Origin of the sequence: Streptomyces sp. NPDC048352, assembly GCF_040651895.1 — a bacterium.
Lineage (GTDB): Bacteria > Actinomycetota > Actinomycetes > Streptomycetales > Streptomycetaceae > Streptomyces.
In genome coordinates this window covers 1-13,990 of record NZ_JBEZKZ010000122.1, presented here as the reverse complement: position 1 = coordinate 13,990, position 13,990 = coordinate 1, and the positions used below count along the sequence as shown (strand labels likewise).

Below are 13,990 nucleotides of genomic sequence, written 5' to 3'. Positions count from 1 at the left end.
CCCACACCCAGGAGCGTCCCCGCAGTGACCCGCCCCAGCACCGCCCGGCGGCTCCGGGCCGCCGCGGCCGCCGCGACGACCGCCGCCACCCTCGCCACCCTCGCCATGACCGCCCCCGCCGCCGAAGCGGCCCGCCGGTCCGCCGCCCACTGCGCCACCCCGCGGCTCGCCGCCGGCTGGTACGGCGACAACCAGGCCCGCCTCCAGCAGCTCATCGACCGCCACGGCGGCTGCGGCCCCCACCGGCCCGGCCGCGCCAGACCCGTGGCCGTCTTCGACTGGGACAACACCGTCGTCAAGAACGACGTCGGCGACGCCACCATGTTCTGGCTGCTGCGCAACGGGAGGATCCGCCAGCCCGGCGGCGGCGACTGGACCACCACCAGCCGCCACCTCACCCCGCCCGCGGCCCACGCCCTCGCCACCGCCTGCGGCCCCCTCGCCCGCCCCGGCGCCCCCCTGCCCACCGGCACCCCCGAGGGCGCCGCCTGCGCCGACGAGCTGAACGCCGTCTACGGCACCGCCGCCACCCGGACCGGCGCCGCGGCCTTCGCCGGCTGGGACCGCCGGACGACCGAACCCGGCTACGCCTGGCTGGCGCAGCTGATGCAGGGCTGGACCGCGAGCGAGATCCGCGGCTTCGCGGCCGCCGCCCGCACCGAGAACCTCACCGCGCCCATCGGCACGCGACAGCAGGTCGGCACCGGCACCGCCACCGGCTGGGTCCGCTACTACGACCAGCAGCGCGACCTCATCGCCAACCTCCGGCGCGCCGGCTTCGACGTCTGGATCAGCTCCGCCTCACCCCAGCCCGTCGTCGAGGTCTGGGCCCAGGGCGCCGGCATCGACGCCCGCCACGTCATCGGCATCCGCAACACCACCCGCGACGGCACGCTGACCGCCCACCTCCAGGGCTGCGGATCCGTCCCCGACGGCGCCGACACGCTGATCCCGTACATCGACGGCAAGCGCTGCTGGATCAACAAGGAGGTCTTCCGGGTACGCGGCCGGGCCGCCGGGGAAGTCCAGCCGGCCGCCCGCCGCCAGGTCTTCGCCGCGGGCGACTCGGACACCGACGTCACCTTCCTGCGCGACGCCACCGCCCTGCGCCTGGTGGTCAACCGCAACAAGAACGAGCTGATGTGCCGGGCCTACGACAACAGCGACGGCAGGTGGATCGTGAACCCGATGTTCATCGAGCCCAAACCACGCAGGACCAGCCCCTACCCCTGCTCCACCACCGGCCACACCGACCACGACGGCACCCCCGGCCCCGTCCGCCGGGATGACGGCGGCGTCATCCCCGACCAGACGGACACCGTCTACTAGAGGAAGGTCCGGCCCTCGCCCCGGTACGTGGGGACCGAGTCCACGACCCGGTCCCCCTCCACCAGGTGCAGGACGTCGAACCGCTCGCACAGCTCCCCGGCCTTCGCGTGCCGGAACCACACCCGGTCGCCGATCAGCAGGTCGTCCGCCGGGCTCCCCAGCAGCGGCGTCTGCACCTCCCCGGCCCCCTCCTGCGGGTCGTAACGCAGTCCCGCGGGCAGGTACGGCACCGGCAGCCGGTCGGCGCCCGCCGCCCCCGAAGCCGGATAGCCGCCGCCCAGCACCGTCACCACCCCCACCCCGGGCCGCCGGACCACCGGCTGCGCGAACAGCGCGGCCGGACGCCCCCGGAACGAGGTGTAGTTGTCGAACAGCCGGGGCACGTACAGCCCCGACCCGGCGGCGATCTCCGTCACCGCCTCCTCGGCCGCCGTCTGCGCCACACTGCCGGTCCCGCCGCCGTTGACGAACTCCAGGTCCGGCACCACCGCCCGTACCGCCCGCACCGCCTCGGCCCGCCGCACCGCCAGCTCCCTGCGGGCCGCGCCCTGCATCAGCCGGATCACCCGCGAGCGCACCGGCCGCCCGGCCAGCGCGTCCCCGACCCCGGCCACGTGCCCCTCGTAGCCCATCAGCCCCACCACCCGGAAACCCGGCCGCGCCGCCACCGCCGCCGCAAGCTCCGCCAACTGCCCCGGCTCGCGCAGCGGCGAGCGCCGCGCCCCCACGCGGACCCGCCCGCCCAGCAGGTGCAGGGCGGTGTCCAGTTCGAGGCAGACCCGGATCTCCTCGGCCCCGCCGCCGCGCGACCGCTCGATCAGGTCCAGCTGCGCCGGATCGTCCACCATCACGGTGACCGCCCGCGCGAGCTTCGCGTCACCGGCCAGCTCCGCGAACCCCGCGCGGTCGGCGGACGGATAGGCCAGCAGCACGTCCTCGAACCCGGACCGGGCGAGCCACAGCGACTCGGCCAGGGTGTACGACATGACGCCGGCGAACCCCGGGCGGGCCAGCACCCGTTCGAGGAGCGCCCGGCACCGGACGGACTTGCTCGCGACCCGGACCGGCTTCCCGCCCGCACGCCGCACGAGATCGTCGGCGTTGGCGTCGAAGGCATCCAGGTCGACCATGGCCAGGGGCGCGTCGAGATGCGCGGTCGCCCGGTCGTACCGGGCCCGGTCCGAGTTCATGGGCGGCAGCTTGCCAGACCGCCGTACCGCCCGGTAGGCCCGTCGGCCACCCGGCTCCGCCCACCCCGCCCCCGCCCGGTCGCCGCCCGAGCCCCGTAGAGTACGGGCAGGCAGCCGTACGGAACGGGGGGCGGAGCCGCCGGATGACCACGTCGACACCACGGGCCGCGGTCCTGGGCGAGCCGGACGGACCCGGCGAGCCGGGCGGACCGGGCGAGCCGGGCGGACCGGGCGAGCCGGGCGGACCGGGCGAGCCCCACCAGCCCCCGCCGCCGCACCACGCCCACCGCCCCCGCCGCCGCCCCGGCCGGATCCTCGCCGCCACCCTGTGCGCCCTCCTCGGCACCGCCCTCCTCGCCGGCGCCGCCACGGCCGCCTGGAGCGGATACCGCTCCGCACACCGCCCGCCGGCCCCCGAAGCCGCCTACCGCGAGGCCGCCGCGCTGTGGCGCTCGGCCCCCGTGGACAGCCTCCTCCCGCCCGTGCTGGACGGCCCGGACGCCGGCCCCGGCGGCGCCGACCGCAGCTGGACCCGGATCGCCCTCGCCCCCGACGCCGACTGCGCCGCAGCCCTGCCCGCCGACTGGCGGACCGCGCTCGCCGCCACCGGCTGCACCCGCGTGCTCCGCGCCACCTACACCGACGCCACCCGCAGCTCCCTGATCACCGTCGGCCTGGTCTTCACCCCCGCCGACGCCGCCGCCATGAACGCCCTCCGCGACCACCTGACCGTCCCGCCCGCCTACGAGTACGCCGACGCGCGCCGCGCCGCCTGGACGGCGACCGTCGCCGACGAGGCCCCCGCCGTGGTCTACGCCGTCTCCGCCTTCGCCGACGGCCGCACCGTCGACGCGCCGGTCCCCGCCGAGGAGGCGGCCCGGCAAGGCGCCACCGGGACCGTCGCCGAAGCCGGGCTCGGCCACGAGGCCAAGGCCGCCGCCGACCGGGTCGGACAGGCCCTGACCGCCCTCGCGGCCCCCGCTCCGGCCCCGCCGGCCGCACCCCAGCCGCCGGCGAAGGGATCCGCACGGTGAACCCCGCCCCGCTGCGCGCGGCCGCGGCCGCCGCCCTCGCCGCCCTCCTCACCGCGAGCGCCGCGCACCCCGCCGCCGCCGACACCATCCGCGACCGCCAGTGGGGCCTGCTCGCGCTGCGCGCCGAGGAGGCCTGGGGCACCACCCAGGGCGACGGGGTCACCGTCGCCGTCCTCGACACCGGCGTGGACGCCACCCACCCCGACCTCACCGGCCAGGTCCTCGAAGGCGCCGACCTCGTCGGCATGGGAGCCGGCCGCGGCGACCGCGCCTGGGCCCGCCACGGCACCGCGATGGCCAGCATCATCGCCGGCCGGGGCCACGGCCCCGACCGCGGCCAGGGCGTCCTCGGGATCGCCCCGCACGCGCGGATCCTGCCGGTCCGGGTGATCCTCGAGGAGGGCGACCCCGGCCGGGCCCAGGCCCGCGACAGCAAGTCCGGAGCCCTCGCCGAGGGCATCCGCTGGGCCGCCGACCACGGCGCCGACGTGATCAACCTCTCGCTCGGCGACGACAGCGACTCCGCCCACCACGAGCCCGCCGAGGACGAGGCCGTCCAGTACGCGCTCGCCAAGGGCGTCGTGGTCGTCGCCTCCGCCGGCAACGGCGGCGAACGCGGCGACCACACCTCCTACCCCGCCGCCTACCCCGGCGTCATCGCCGTCGCGGCCGTCGACCGCCAGGGCCGCAAGGCGCCCTTCTCCACCCGCCACTGGTACGCCACCGTCAGCGCCCCCGGCGTCGACGTCGTCATCGCCGACCCCGACCGCTCGTACTACGAGGGCTGGGGCACCAGCGCCGCCGCGGCTTTCGTCTCCGGCGCCGTGGCCCTCGTCAAGGCCGCCCACCCCGGCCTCTCCCCGGCCCAGGTCAAGAAGCTGCTGGAGGACACCGCCGCCGCACGCCCCGCAGGCGGCCGCGACGACGCCCGCGGACACGGCACGGTCGACCCCGTCGCCGCGCTCCAGGCCGGCGCGGCGCTGCGCCCCGAGGCGCCCGTCCCCGCCGCCGTCCCGGCCGGGCGGCGCTACTTCGGCCCGGGCCCCGAGCCGGTCCGGGCGCCCGGTTCCCGGACCCGGCCCGGCGTCGTGGCCGCGGCGGCCGGGGGAGCGGCCCTGCTGGTGCTGGCCGGCGTCCTGGCCGGGCGGCCGCGCGCCGCCCGGCGGGATAGGGTCACGTAACTGTGGTGAACAACAGCGAGGCGACCAAGAACATCCCGGACCCCGGCTTCTCCGACGACGACGGCACGGCCGATCCCCGGCTGAGCGCGGCCCTGGCCGCCTGGGCGGCCGACCGGGCGGCCGAACCGCAGCTGCTGGCGGCCCTGAAGGACGCCCGGCTGCTGGTGCCCGTCGTGGCGATGCTCGGCGAGGTCGAGACGGACCCGGAGACCGGCCTCAAGCGCGAGAAGACCAGCGACATGGCCGTCCCCACCCTCACCGCGGGGAACCGGCGGGCGCTGCCCGCCTTCACCTCCCTCGCCTCGCTGGCCCTGTGGGACCCGGCGGCCCGGCCGGTGGCCGTCCCGCTCCACCAGGCGCTGGCCGCCGCCGCGCACGAGAAGGCCGACACGGTCGTCATCGACCTGGCCGGCCCCGTCCCCTACCAGCTGACCGGCCCGGCGCTGCTCGCGCTGGCCGAGGGCCGCACCGACCCCGACCCGCTGGTGGACCCCGCCGTGCGCGAGGCCGTACGGGCGGCCGTGGCCGCCGAGCCCGCCGTGCTCCGCGCCCACCTGGGCCGGAGCGGCGCCGGCGCCGACGGCACCCTGGCGGTGGTGCTCGCCGCGGACGCCGAGCCCGCTCCCGCGGCCCGCCGCGTGGCCGAGGCGCTGGCGGCGGACGAGACCCTGCGCGGCCGCCTCGTACGCGGCCTGGACCTGGCGCTCCTCCCGGCCGACGCCCCGCTCCCGCCGGGGGACGCGCTCTTCACGCGCTGAGCGCCGTACCGCGCCCCGCACATGGCGAAGGGCCGCCCGCGCCGTGCGGGCGGCCCTTCGGCGCGGGTCAGGCGTAGACGGGGCCCGTGAACTTCTCGCCCGGGCCCTGGCCCGGCTCGTCCTGGACGATCGAGGCCTCGCGGAAGGCCAGCTGGAGCGACTTCAGGCCGTCGCGCAGCGGGGCGGCGTGGAAGGAGCTGATCTCGGTGGCGCTGGCGGTCACCAGGCCGGCCAGGGCGGTGATCAGCTTGCGGGCCTCGTCGAGGTCCTTGTGCTCGGAGTCCGGCTTGTCCAGGCCCAGGTTGACCGCCGCGGCGCTCAGCAGGTGGACGGCCACCGTGGTGATGACCTCGACGGCCGGGACGTCCGCGATGTCGCGGGTCATCTCGTCGTAGTCGGGAGGGGTGGAATCGGAGGGCGTCGCGTCAGTCATGCGCTCCACGATAGGTCGTGCGGCGGCCTTGCCATGCGTGGGGTAGTATGGATGACGACCGGCCGGACACCTGCGTGCCCGGCCAACAAGTGGAGGCTCCGATCTCCCACCCGACCACCCTCCGGGGAGGCGGGTCATCCGGTCAAGCGGCAGCCATCGTTCCGTACGGACGATGGAAGCACGCTGATTTGCGCCCCGCGGTCGCACGCGGCGGTGCTCCGGTTGTTTTGGAGCCCCTGCCTGTGCCCGGCGGGGCATTTTGCATTCTCCGCCGCGGTGAGGTCTGACGACACAAGACGTCAGCGGTTGTCTGCCAGGCAACCGTGTGGTGCTACCGAGGAGGATCCATCAGCACCGAGCCCCGCATCAACGATCGGATTCGTGTCCCTGAGGTGCGACTCGTCGGTCCCAGCGGCGAACAGGTGGGCATCGTCCCGCTTGCGAAGGCGCTTGAGCTCGCACAGGAATACGACCTGGACCTGGTCGAGGTCGCGGCATCCGCTCGCCCGCCGGTCTGCAAGCTCATGGACTACGGCAAGTTCAAGTACGAGTCGGCCATGAAGGCCCGTGAGGCGCGCAAGAACCAGGCGCACACGGTCATCAAGGAGATGAAGCTCCGGCCGAAGATCGACCCGCACGACTATGACACCAAGAAGGGTCACGTCGTTCGGTTCCTCAAGCAGGGCGACAAGGTCAAGATCACGATCATGTTCCGCGGTCGCGAGCAGTCCCGGCCGGAACTCGGCTACCGACTGCTGCAGCGCCTCGCGGAGGACGTCCAGGACCTCGGCTTCATCGAGTCGAACCCGAAGCAGGACGGCCGAAACATGATCATGGTTCTCGGTCCGCACAAGAAGAAGACCGAGGCGATGGCCGAAGCCCGCGAGGCGCAGGCCGCCCGCAAGGCCGAGCGTCAGGGCGGTGCCCTCGCCGAGGCCGCTCCGGCCGAAGCGGAGTCCGCCGAGGCAGGCGCCGAGGACACTGCCGAGGCCGCCGCCGAAGGCACTGCCGAGGCGAACGCCGAGGCCTGATCCAGGACAGCCCGTCCCGGATCACCCAACAAGCATGACGCTCCCGCAAGCCGGTCCCCCGGGGCCGGCGGGAGCGCCACCGACGAGGAGATAACGGCGCCATGCCGAAGAACAAGACGCACAGCGGTACCAAGAAGCGCTTCAAGGTCACCGGCTCCGGCAAGGTGCTCCGCGAGCGCGCCGGCAAGCGCCACCTGCTCGAGCACAAGTCGTCCCGCGTCACCCGTCGCCTCACCGGCAACGCGGAGATGGCTCCCGGCGACGCCGCGAAGATCAAGAAGCTTCTCGGCATCTGACGCCCTCCGCTCCCGTCCGGGAGCGGGACGTCGAGACCGGGACCCCATCGAATTTCGGGCCGTGTGAAGACAACCACGGCCCCGCTACAAGGAGTTAAAAGTGGCACGCGTCAAGCGGGCAGTAAACGCCCACAAGAAGCGCCGGGCGATCCTCGAGGCGGCCTCCGGCTACCGCGGTCAGCGCTCGCGCCTGTACCGCAAGGCCAAGGAGCAGGTCACCCACTCGCTGGTCTACAACTTCAACGACCGCAAGAAGCGCAAGGGCGACTTCCGTCAGCTGTGGATCCAGCGCATCAACGCCGCTGCCCGCCAGAACGGCATGACGTACAACCGCCTCATCCAGGGTCTGAAGGCCGCCAACATCGAGGTGGACCGCAAGATCCTCGCGGAGCTGGCCGTCAACGACGCCAACGCGTTCGCCGCGCTCGTCGAGGTCGCGCAGAAGGCCCTCCCGGCCGACGTCAACGCGCCCAAGGCTGCTGCCTAAAGCCTGGCCGGCCCGCTTCACGCGACCGGCACCCCACGGACCCGCAGGCTTCCCGCCTGCGGGTCCGTGTGCTTTCGCCCCGCCGCCCGCAGGACCGCTCCGCAGACTGCCCGCAGGACCGCTCCGCAGACCGCCCGCCGAACCGCTCCGCAGACCGCCCCGCCGAACCGCTCCGCAGAACCGAGAGAGAACCGCAGACACCATGGGTCACCCCACCGAGCTGATCTCCCCCCGATCCCCGCGGGTGGCCGCCGCCCGGCGGCTGGCGCGGCGCAACTTCCGCACCAAGGAGCGGCGGTTCATCGCCGAGGGCCCCCAGGCCGTCCGCGAGGCGGTCGAGCACCGCGGGGCCCAGGGCGCGACCCTGATCGAGCTGTTCGCCACCGTCGAGGCCGCGGAGCGCTACGCCGGCATCGTCGAGGCGGCGCTGCTGGCCGGGGCCCGGGTGCACTACGCCTCCGACGAGGTGCTCGCGGAGGTCTCCCAGACGGTCACCCCCCAGGGGCTGGTCGGCGTCTGCCACTTCCTGGACTCCCCGTTCGAGGAGATCCTCGAGGCCGGCCCCCGGCTGGTCGCCGTCCTCGCCCACGTCCGCGACCCCGGGAACGCCGGCACGGTGCTGCGCTGCGCGGACGCCGCCGGCGCCGACGCGGTGGTGCTGACCGACGCCTCCGTCGACCTGTACAACCCGAAGTCCGTACGCGCCTCCGTGGGCTCCCTCTTCCACCTCCCGGTGGCCGTGGGCGTGCCGGTCGAGCAGGCCGTGGAGGGCCTGCGGGCGGCCGGGGTACGGATCCTCGCCGCCGACGGGGCCGGGCAGGACGACCTCGACGCCGAGCTGGACGCCGGCACCATGGGCGGCCCCTCGGCCTGGGTCTTCGGCAACGAGGCGTGGGGCCTGCCCGAGGAGACCCGGGCCCTCGCGGACGCCGTCGTCCGGGTCCCGATCCACGGCAAGGCGGAGAGCCTGAACCTCGCGACGGCCGCCGCCGTGTGCCTCTACGCGTCCGCGCGTGCACAGCGGGCGCCCGGAGGGTGCCGCTCCGTGACCCCCAGCTAGTAATGTGGCCGCCCGGGGGCCCACTGCGCTACCCGGAGATGTGGGGTACGGGGACATGACCGTCGGTACGAACAGCTCGCCAGGAGCCGCTGGCGGTGCCTTCGGGCTGGACCCCGACGAACTGCCCGACGGGCTCGTCGTCGCCGACCACACCGGGCACGTCGTCTGCTTCAACCGGGCCGCCGCCAGGATCACGGCCCTCGCGGCCGGCCGGGCCCTCGGCGCTCCCATCGAGCGCGCGCTGCCGCTGGAGGACCTCGAAGGCCGCCGCTGGTGGGCGCTGACCGACCCGTACGGGGGACTCGCCACCCGGCGCGGCCAGCCCGAGCGGAACCTGCTGCTGCCCGGCGGGCGCGAGGTGCTCGTCGCCGCAAGCTACGTGCGCACCCACCCCACCGGCCCGCTCAGCCGCCTCGTGGTCACCCTGCGCGGCACCGAGGCCCGGCGGCGCACCGAGCGCAGCCACGCCGAGCTGATCGCGACCGTCGCGCACGAGCTGCGCTCCCCGCTGACCTCCGTGAAGGGCTTCACCGCGACCCTGCTCGCCAAGTGGGAGCGGTTCACCGACGACCAGAAGCGGCTGATGCTGGAGACCGTCGACGCCGACGCCAACCGCGTCACCCGGCTGATCGCCGAGCTCCTCGACATCTCCCGCATCGACTCCGGCCGCCTCGAGGTACGCCGCCAGCCGGTCGACATCGCCGCCGCCGTGGGCCGCCACGTCCAGGCGCTCACCGCGAACGGCCAGGCCCCCGAGCGGTTCCTCGTACGGGTCAGCAGCCCCCTGCCCGATCTGTGGGCCGACCCGGACAAGATCGATCAGATCCTCGGCAACCTCCTGGAAAATGCGGTGCGCCACGGTGACGGAACGGTCACCATCGACGTAGCGCCGCACGAGAAGGGAACAGCCGTCACCGTGACCGACGAGGGCCCCGGGATCCCCGAGGAGTCGATGGGCCGCGTCTTCACCCGTTTCTGGCGGGGGAGCAAGCGCGGCGGCACCGGCCTGGGCCTGTACATCGTCAAGGGCATCGTGGAGGCCCACGGCGGCACCATCACCGTCGGCCGCGGCCCCGGAGGCGGCGCCGAGTTCCGATTTATCCTGCCCGTGAGCGCCCCGGCCTACCTCACGCAGTAACCCTGCGGAGGTCTCGCCAGGCGGCCCACGGGCTCCTCCACCCCCGGCGGCCCTTAGACTCGTCCTTTGGCACCTTTGTGTCCTTGTGCCGATCGAGCCGAGACGTATCGATCAGGTCGTGCGGGGACCCACCAGCCAGCCATCGGAAGTACGGGAAGAGATGTCGGCACCGAACAAGTCGTACGACCCTGTCGAGGTCGAGGCACTGAAACCGGAAGAGATCGAGCGCATGCGGGACGAGGCGCTCGCCGCCTTCGCGTCCGCCGGCGACCTCGACGAGCTCCGCGAGGCGAAGACCGCGCACATGGGCGACCGCTCGCCCCTCGCGCTCGCCAACCGCGAGATCGGCGCCCTGCCGCCCCAGGCCAAGGCCGAGGCGGGCAAGCGCGTCGGACAGGCCCGCGGCGCCGTGAACAAGGCCTTCGGGGCCCGCACGGTCCAGCTGGAGGCCGAGCGCGACGAGCGGGTGCTGGTCGAGGAGGCGGTGGACGTCACGCTGCCCTACGACCGCGTGCCGGCCGGCGCCCGCCACCCCCTGACCACCCTGATGGACCGCATCGCGGACATCTTCGTGGGCATGGGCTACGAGGTCGCGGAAGGCCCCGAGGTCGAGGCGGAGTGGTTCAACTTCGACGCCCTCAACTTCACCCCCGACCACCCGGCGCGCCAGATGCAGGACACCTTCTTCGTCCAGGGCCCCCAGGGCACCGCGGGCGACGAGTCCGGCGTCGTGCTGCGCACCCACACCTCCCCGGTGCAGGCGCGCTCGCTGCTGGAGCGCAAGCCCCCCGTCTACATCGTCTGCCCGGGCCGCGTGTACCGCACCGACGAGCTCGACGCGACGCACACCCCCGTCTTCCACCAGGTCGAGCTGCTCGCCGTGGACGAGGGCCTGACCATGGCCGACCTCAAGGGCACCATCGACCACATGGTCAAGGAGCTCTTCGGGGAGCAGACCACCACCCGGCTGCGCCCGCACTTCTTCCCCTTCACCGAGCCGTCCGCCGAGATGGACATGCAGTGCTACGTCTGCCGCGGCGCGTCGGTGGGCAACCCCGACCGCCCCTGCCGTACCTGCTCCAGCGAGGGCTGGATCGAGCTCGGCGGCTGCGGGATGGTCAACCCCAAGGTGCTCACCGCCTGCGGTGTGGACCCGGAGAAGTACAGCGGGTTCGCCTTCGGCTTCGGCATCGAGCGGATGCTGATGTTCCGTCACAACGTTGAAGACATGCGAGACATGGTCGAGGGTGACGTGCGCTTCACCCGGCCGTTCGGGAGTGAGATCTGATGCGCGTCCCGCTTTCCTGGCTGCGGGAGTACGTCGACCTCCCCGCGGGCGAGACCGGCCGTGACGTGGCCGCCAAGCTGGTCGACGCCGGCCTCGAGGTCGAGACCGTCGAGCAGCTCGGCACCGGCCTCAAGGGCCCCCTCGTCGTCGGCCAGGTGCTGACCATCGAGGAGCTCGAGGGCTTCCGCAAGCCGATCCGCTTCTGCACGGTCGACGTCGGCCAGGCCAACGGCACGGGCGAGCCGCAGGAGATCGTCTGCGGCGCCCGGAACTTCTCCGTCGGCGACAAGGTCGTCGTGGTCCTGCCCGGCGCCGTCCTGCCCGGCGACTTCGCGATCGCCTCGCGCAAGACGTACGGCAAGACCTCGCACGGCATGATCTGCTCCGGCGAGGAGCTGGGCATGGGCGACGACGGCACGCACGGCATCATCGTGCTGCCGCCGGAGTACGAGCCGGGCACCGACGCGATCGAGCTGCTCCAGCTCGTCGACGAGGTCCTCGACATCGACATCACCCCGGACCGCGGCTACTGCATGTCCATGCGCGGTGTCGCCCGCGAGGCCGCCACCGCCTACGGCCTGCCGCTGCGCGACCCGGCGCTGCTCGACGTGCCCGCGCCGAACTCCTACGGCTACGCCGTGCAGATCTCCGACCCGCAGGGCTGCGACCGCTTCACCGCCCGCACGGTGACCGGCCTCGACCCCGAGGCGCGGTCCCCGATCTGGCTCACGCGCCGCCTCCAGAAGGCGGGCATGCGCCCGATCTCGCTGGCCGTCGACATCACCAACTACGTGATGCTGGAACTCGGCCAGCCGCTCCACGCCTACGACCGCGCGCGCCTCGACGGCGCGATCGGCGTCCGCCGTGCCGAGCAGGGCGAGAAGTTCACCACCCTCGACGGGGTCAAGCGCACCCTCGACGCCGAGGACCTGGTGATCACCGACAGCAGCGGCCCCATCGGGCTCGCCGGTGTCATGGGCGGCGCCAACACCGAGATCGCCGACTCCGTGACGGACCCCGAGACCGGACGGGTCACGGGCACCACGGACGTCGTCATCGAGGCCGCGCACTTCGACTCCGTGTCGATCTCGCGCACCGCCCGCCGCCTGAAGCTGTCCTCCGAGGCCTCCAAGCGCTTCGAGCGGGGCGTCGACCCGCAGGCCGCCGCCGCGGCCGCGCAGCGGACCGTCGACCTGCTGGTGCTGCTCGCCGGCGGCACCGCCGAGGCCGGCGTCACCGAGCTCACCGCCCCGGGCGCCCCGCGCACCATCGCGATGAGCGCGGACCACCCGGACCGCGTCGCGGGCATGGAGTACGGCCGCGAGACCGTCGTACGCCGCCTCCAGGAGATCGGCTGCGACGTCTACGGCCAGGACGAGCTCGTCGTCACCGTCCCCTCGTGGCGCCCCGACCTCGCCGAGCCCAACGACCTCGCCGAAGAGGTCATCCGGCTGGAGGGCTACGGGAACCTCCCCTCCACCCTCCCGCAGGTGCCCTCCGGCCGCGGACTGACCCCGCGCCAGCAGCTGCACCGCCGCGTCGGCCGCGCGCTGGCCGGCGCCGGCTACGTCGAGGCGCTGAGCTACCCGTTCCTCGGCGAGGCCGTCTTCGACCAGCTCCAGCTGCCCGCGGACGACGCGAGCCGCCAGGTCGTCAGGCTGGTCAACCCGCTGTCCGACGAGGAGCCGGCGCTGCGCACCACGCTGCTGCCGGGCCTGCTCGCCGCGCTGCGCCGCAACGACAGCCGCGGCAGCCACGACCTCGCGCTCTTCGAGACCGGCTCGGTCTTCCGTGCCGCCGCCGAGCCGGGCGTCGCCGTACGGCTGGGCGTCGACCGGCGTCCCACCGACGAGGAGGTCGCCACCCTGGACGCGGCCCTGCCCGCGCAGCCGCGGTACGCCGCGGTCGTGCTGGCCGGTGCCCGCGAGCAGGCCGGCTGGTGGGGCAAGGGCCGTCCGGCCGACTGGGCCGACGCGGTCCAGGCCGCCCGTTCGCTGGCCGTCGAGGCGGGCGCGGAGCTGGTCGTCCGCCAGGGCCAGTACGGCCCCTGGCACCCGGGCCGCTGCGCCGAGCTGGTCGTCACCGTCGACGGTGCCGAACAGGTCATCGGCCACGCCGGCGAGCTGCACCCGCGCGTGGTCAAGGCCATGGGCCTGCCCGCCCGCACCAGCGCCATGGAGCTCGACCTGGACCGCCTCGCGGCGGCCGGCGGCGGGGCCGTGCAGGCGCCCCGGATCTCCACCTTCCCGGTGGCGACCCAGGACGTCGCGCTGATCGTGGACGCGTCGGTCCCCGCCTCGGCGGTGGAGGACGCGCTGCGCCAGGGCGCCGGCGAACTGCTGGAGTCCCTGCGGCTGTTCGACGTGTTCACCGGTGAGCAGGTCGGCGCGGGCAAGAAGTCCCTCGCGTACGCGCTGCGCTTCCGCGCGGCCGACCGGACGCTGACGGCCGAGGAGTCCACGTCCGCGCGCGACGCGGCGGTGGCCCTGGCCGGCGAGCGGACCGGGGCGGTGCTGCGGGGCGCGTAGCGCCGCCGTAGCTCTCGCTGAGGGGCGCGTCCGGATCACCGGGCGCGCCCCTCACCCGTTCGGGTGGGCTCCGGCCACCCTGCGGCGGCCGTCCCCTACCCGCCCTTCAACCGTTCTCGCCTCAATCGCCGGCGCGGCTCAAAGACCCGCATCTCCAGCCCCGCCGGCGTTTGAGGCGCGGGGTCTGGGGCGGAGCCCCCGGGAACGGTGGAAGGGCGGGTAGGGGACACGCTCCGC

13 protein-coding genes are annotated in these 13,990 nt (G+C 74.4%); 11 read left to right on the top strand and 2 right to left on the bottom strand.

Annotated elements, in window-relative coordinates; all coding sequences use genetic code 11:
• A partial coding sequence (locus AB0D45_RS33500) for a haloacid dehalogenase-like hydrolase (RefSeq protein ID WP_362466206.1) occupies positions 1 to 1,329 on the top strand: 1,329 nt, incomplete at its 5' end.
• On the opposite strand, the gene AB0D45_RS33495 is transcribed toward AB0D45_RS33500, so the two are convergent.
• Positions 1,326 to 2,519, bottom strand: coding sequence for an amino acid deaminase/aldolase (locus AB0D45_RS33495; RefSeq protein ID WP_362466203.1), 1,194 nt, complete (start codon positions 2,517 to 2,519; stop codon positions 1,326 to 1,328). The genes AB0D45_RS33500 and AB0D45_RS33495 overlap by 4 nt on opposite strands.
• A 143-nt stretch (positions 2,520 to 2,662) precedes the next feature.
• Between AB0D45_RS33495 and AB0D45_RS33490 the strand changes: the two genes are divergently transcribed.
• Genes AB0D45_RS33490 through AB0D45_RS33480 form a run of 3 tightly spaced genes read left to right on the top strand, consistent with a single transcriptional unit; the run spans position 2,663 to position 5,492 of the window.
• A complete protein-coding gene (locus AB0D45_RS33490) occupies positions 2,663 to 3,553 on the top strand; it encodes a hypothetical protein (RefSeq protein WP_362466200.1) in 891 nt (296 codons plus the stop codon).
• The gene (gene mycP, locus AB0D45_RS33485) at positions 3,550 to 4,734 is read left to right on the top strand and encodes a type VII secretion-associated serine protease mycosin (protein WP_362466197.1); all 1,185 of its coding nucleotides are present in this window, start codon (positions 3,550 to 3,552) and stop codon (positions 4,732 to 4,734) included. Before AB0D45_RS33490 ends, mycP begins: the two co-directional genes overlap by 4 nt.
• A 5-nt stretch (positions 4,735 to 4,739) precedes the next feature.
• A complete protein-coding gene (locus AB0D45_RS33480) occupies positions 4,740 to 5,492 on the top strand; it encodes an SseB family protein (protein ID WP_362466194.1) in 753 nt (250 codons plus the stop codon).
• Between the two features lie 67 nt (positions 5,493 to 5,559).
• Here AB0D45_RS33480 and AB0D45_RS33475 read toward each other — a convergent pair whose 3' ends face one another.
• Positions 5,560 to 5,925 (bottom strand): DUF1844 domain-containing protein, encoded by a 366-nt coding sequence (locus AB0D45_RS33475; protein WP_361609715.1) that lies wholly within the window; start codon positions 5,923 to 5,925, stop codon positions 5,560 to 5,562.
• Positions 5,926 to 6,248: 323 nt separating this feature from the next.
• Between AB0D45_RS33475 and infC the strand changes: the two genes are divergently transcribed.
• The 7 genes from infC to pheT all read left to right on the top strand — a co-directional run bounded on the left by infC (position 6,249) and on the right by pheT (position 13,753).
• Positions 6,249 to 6,956 carry a translation initiation factor IF-3 gene (gene infC, locus AB0D45_RS33470; RefSeq protein WP_361609713.1) on the top strand — a complete coding sequence of 236 codons (708 nt, stop codon included), beginning with the start codon at positions 6,249 to 6,251 and terminating at the stop codon, positions 6,954 to 6,956.
• A 101-nt stretch (positions 6,957 to 7,057) separates the two neighbouring features.
• Complete coding sequence (rpmI, locus tag AB0D45_RS33465; RefSeq protein WP_030012385.1) at positions 7,058 to 7,252, top strand: 50S ribosomal protein L35; 195 nt, start codon at positions 7,058 to 7,060, stop codon at positions 7,250 to 7,252.
• A gap of 100 nt (positions 7,253 to 7,352) precedes the next feature.
• Positions 7,353 to 7,739: a 50S ribosomal protein L20 gene (gene rplT, locus AB0D45_RS33460; RefSeq protein ID WP_007263143.1), complete on the top strand. Its 387-nt coding sequence runs from the start codon at positions 7,353 to 7,355 to the stop codon at positions 7,737 to 7,739.
• A gap of 202 nt (positions 7,740 to 7,941) precedes the next feature.
• Entirely contained in the window at positions 7,942 to 8,799 is an 858-nt protein-coding gene (locus tag AB0D45_RS33455) for an RNA methyltransferase (RefSeq protein WP_362466189.1), read from the top strand.
• 55 nt (positions 8,800 to 8,854) lie between these two features.
• The gene (locus AB0D45_RS33450) at positions 8,855 to 9,937 is read left to right on the top strand and encodes an ATP-binding protein (RefSeq protein WP_361609708.1); all 1,083 of its coding nucleotides are present in this window, start codon (positions 8,855 to 8,857) and stop codon (positions 9,935 to 9,937) included.
• 160 nt (positions 9,938 to 10,097) lie between these two features.
• Positions 10,098 to 11,225: a phenylalanine--tRNA ligase subunit alpha gene (pheS, locus tag AB0D45_RS33445; protein ID WP_362466186.1), complete on the top strand. Its 1,128-nt coding sequence runs from the start codon at positions 10,098 to 10,100 to the stop codon at positions 11,223 to 11,225.
• Positions 11,225 to 13,753 carry a phenylalanine--tRNA ligase subunit beta gene (gene pheT / locus AB0D45_RS33440; protein ID WP_362466183.1) on the top strand — a complete coding sequence of 843 codons (2,529 nt, stop codon included), beginning with the start codon at positions 11,225 to 11,227 and terminating at the stop codon, positions 13,751 to 13,753. Before pheS ends, pheT begins: the two co-directional genes overlap by 1 nt.
• The last annotated feature ends 237 nt before the right edge of the window (positions 13,754 to 13,990 follow it).

Coding starts and splice junctions, on each gene's coding strand:
- AB0D45_RS33475 (WP_361609715.1), bottom strand. CDS start 5,925: ATGACTGACGCGACGCCCTCCGATTCCACCCCTCCCGACTACGACGAG.
- rpmI (WP_030012385.1), top strand. CDS start 7,058: ATGCCGAAGAACAAGACGCACAGCGGTACCAAGAAGCGCTTCAAGGTC.
- AB0D45_RS33450 (WP_361609708.1), top strand. CDS start 8,855: ATGACCGTCGGTACGAACAGCTCGCCAGGAGCCGCTGGCGGTGCCTTC.
- AB0D45_RS33490 (WP_362466200.1), top strand. CDS start 2,663: ATGACCACGTCGACACCACGGGCCGCGGTCCTGGGCGAGCCGGACGGA.
- pheT (WP_362466183.1), top strand. CDS start 11,225: ATGCGCGTCCCGCTTTCCTGGCTGCGGGAGTACGTCGACCTCCCCGCG.
- pheS (WP_362466186.1), top strand. CDS start 10,098: ATGTCGGCACCGAACAAGTCGTACGACCCTGTCGAGGTCGAGGCACTG.
- AB0D45_RS33495 (WP_362466203.1), bottom strand. CDS start 2,519: ATGAACTCGGACCGGGCCCGGTACGACCGGGCGACCGCGCATCTCGAC.
- AB0D45_RS33455 (WP_362466189.1), top strand. CDS start 7,942: ATGGGTCACCCCACCGAGCTGATCTCCCCCCGATCCCCGCGGGTGGCC.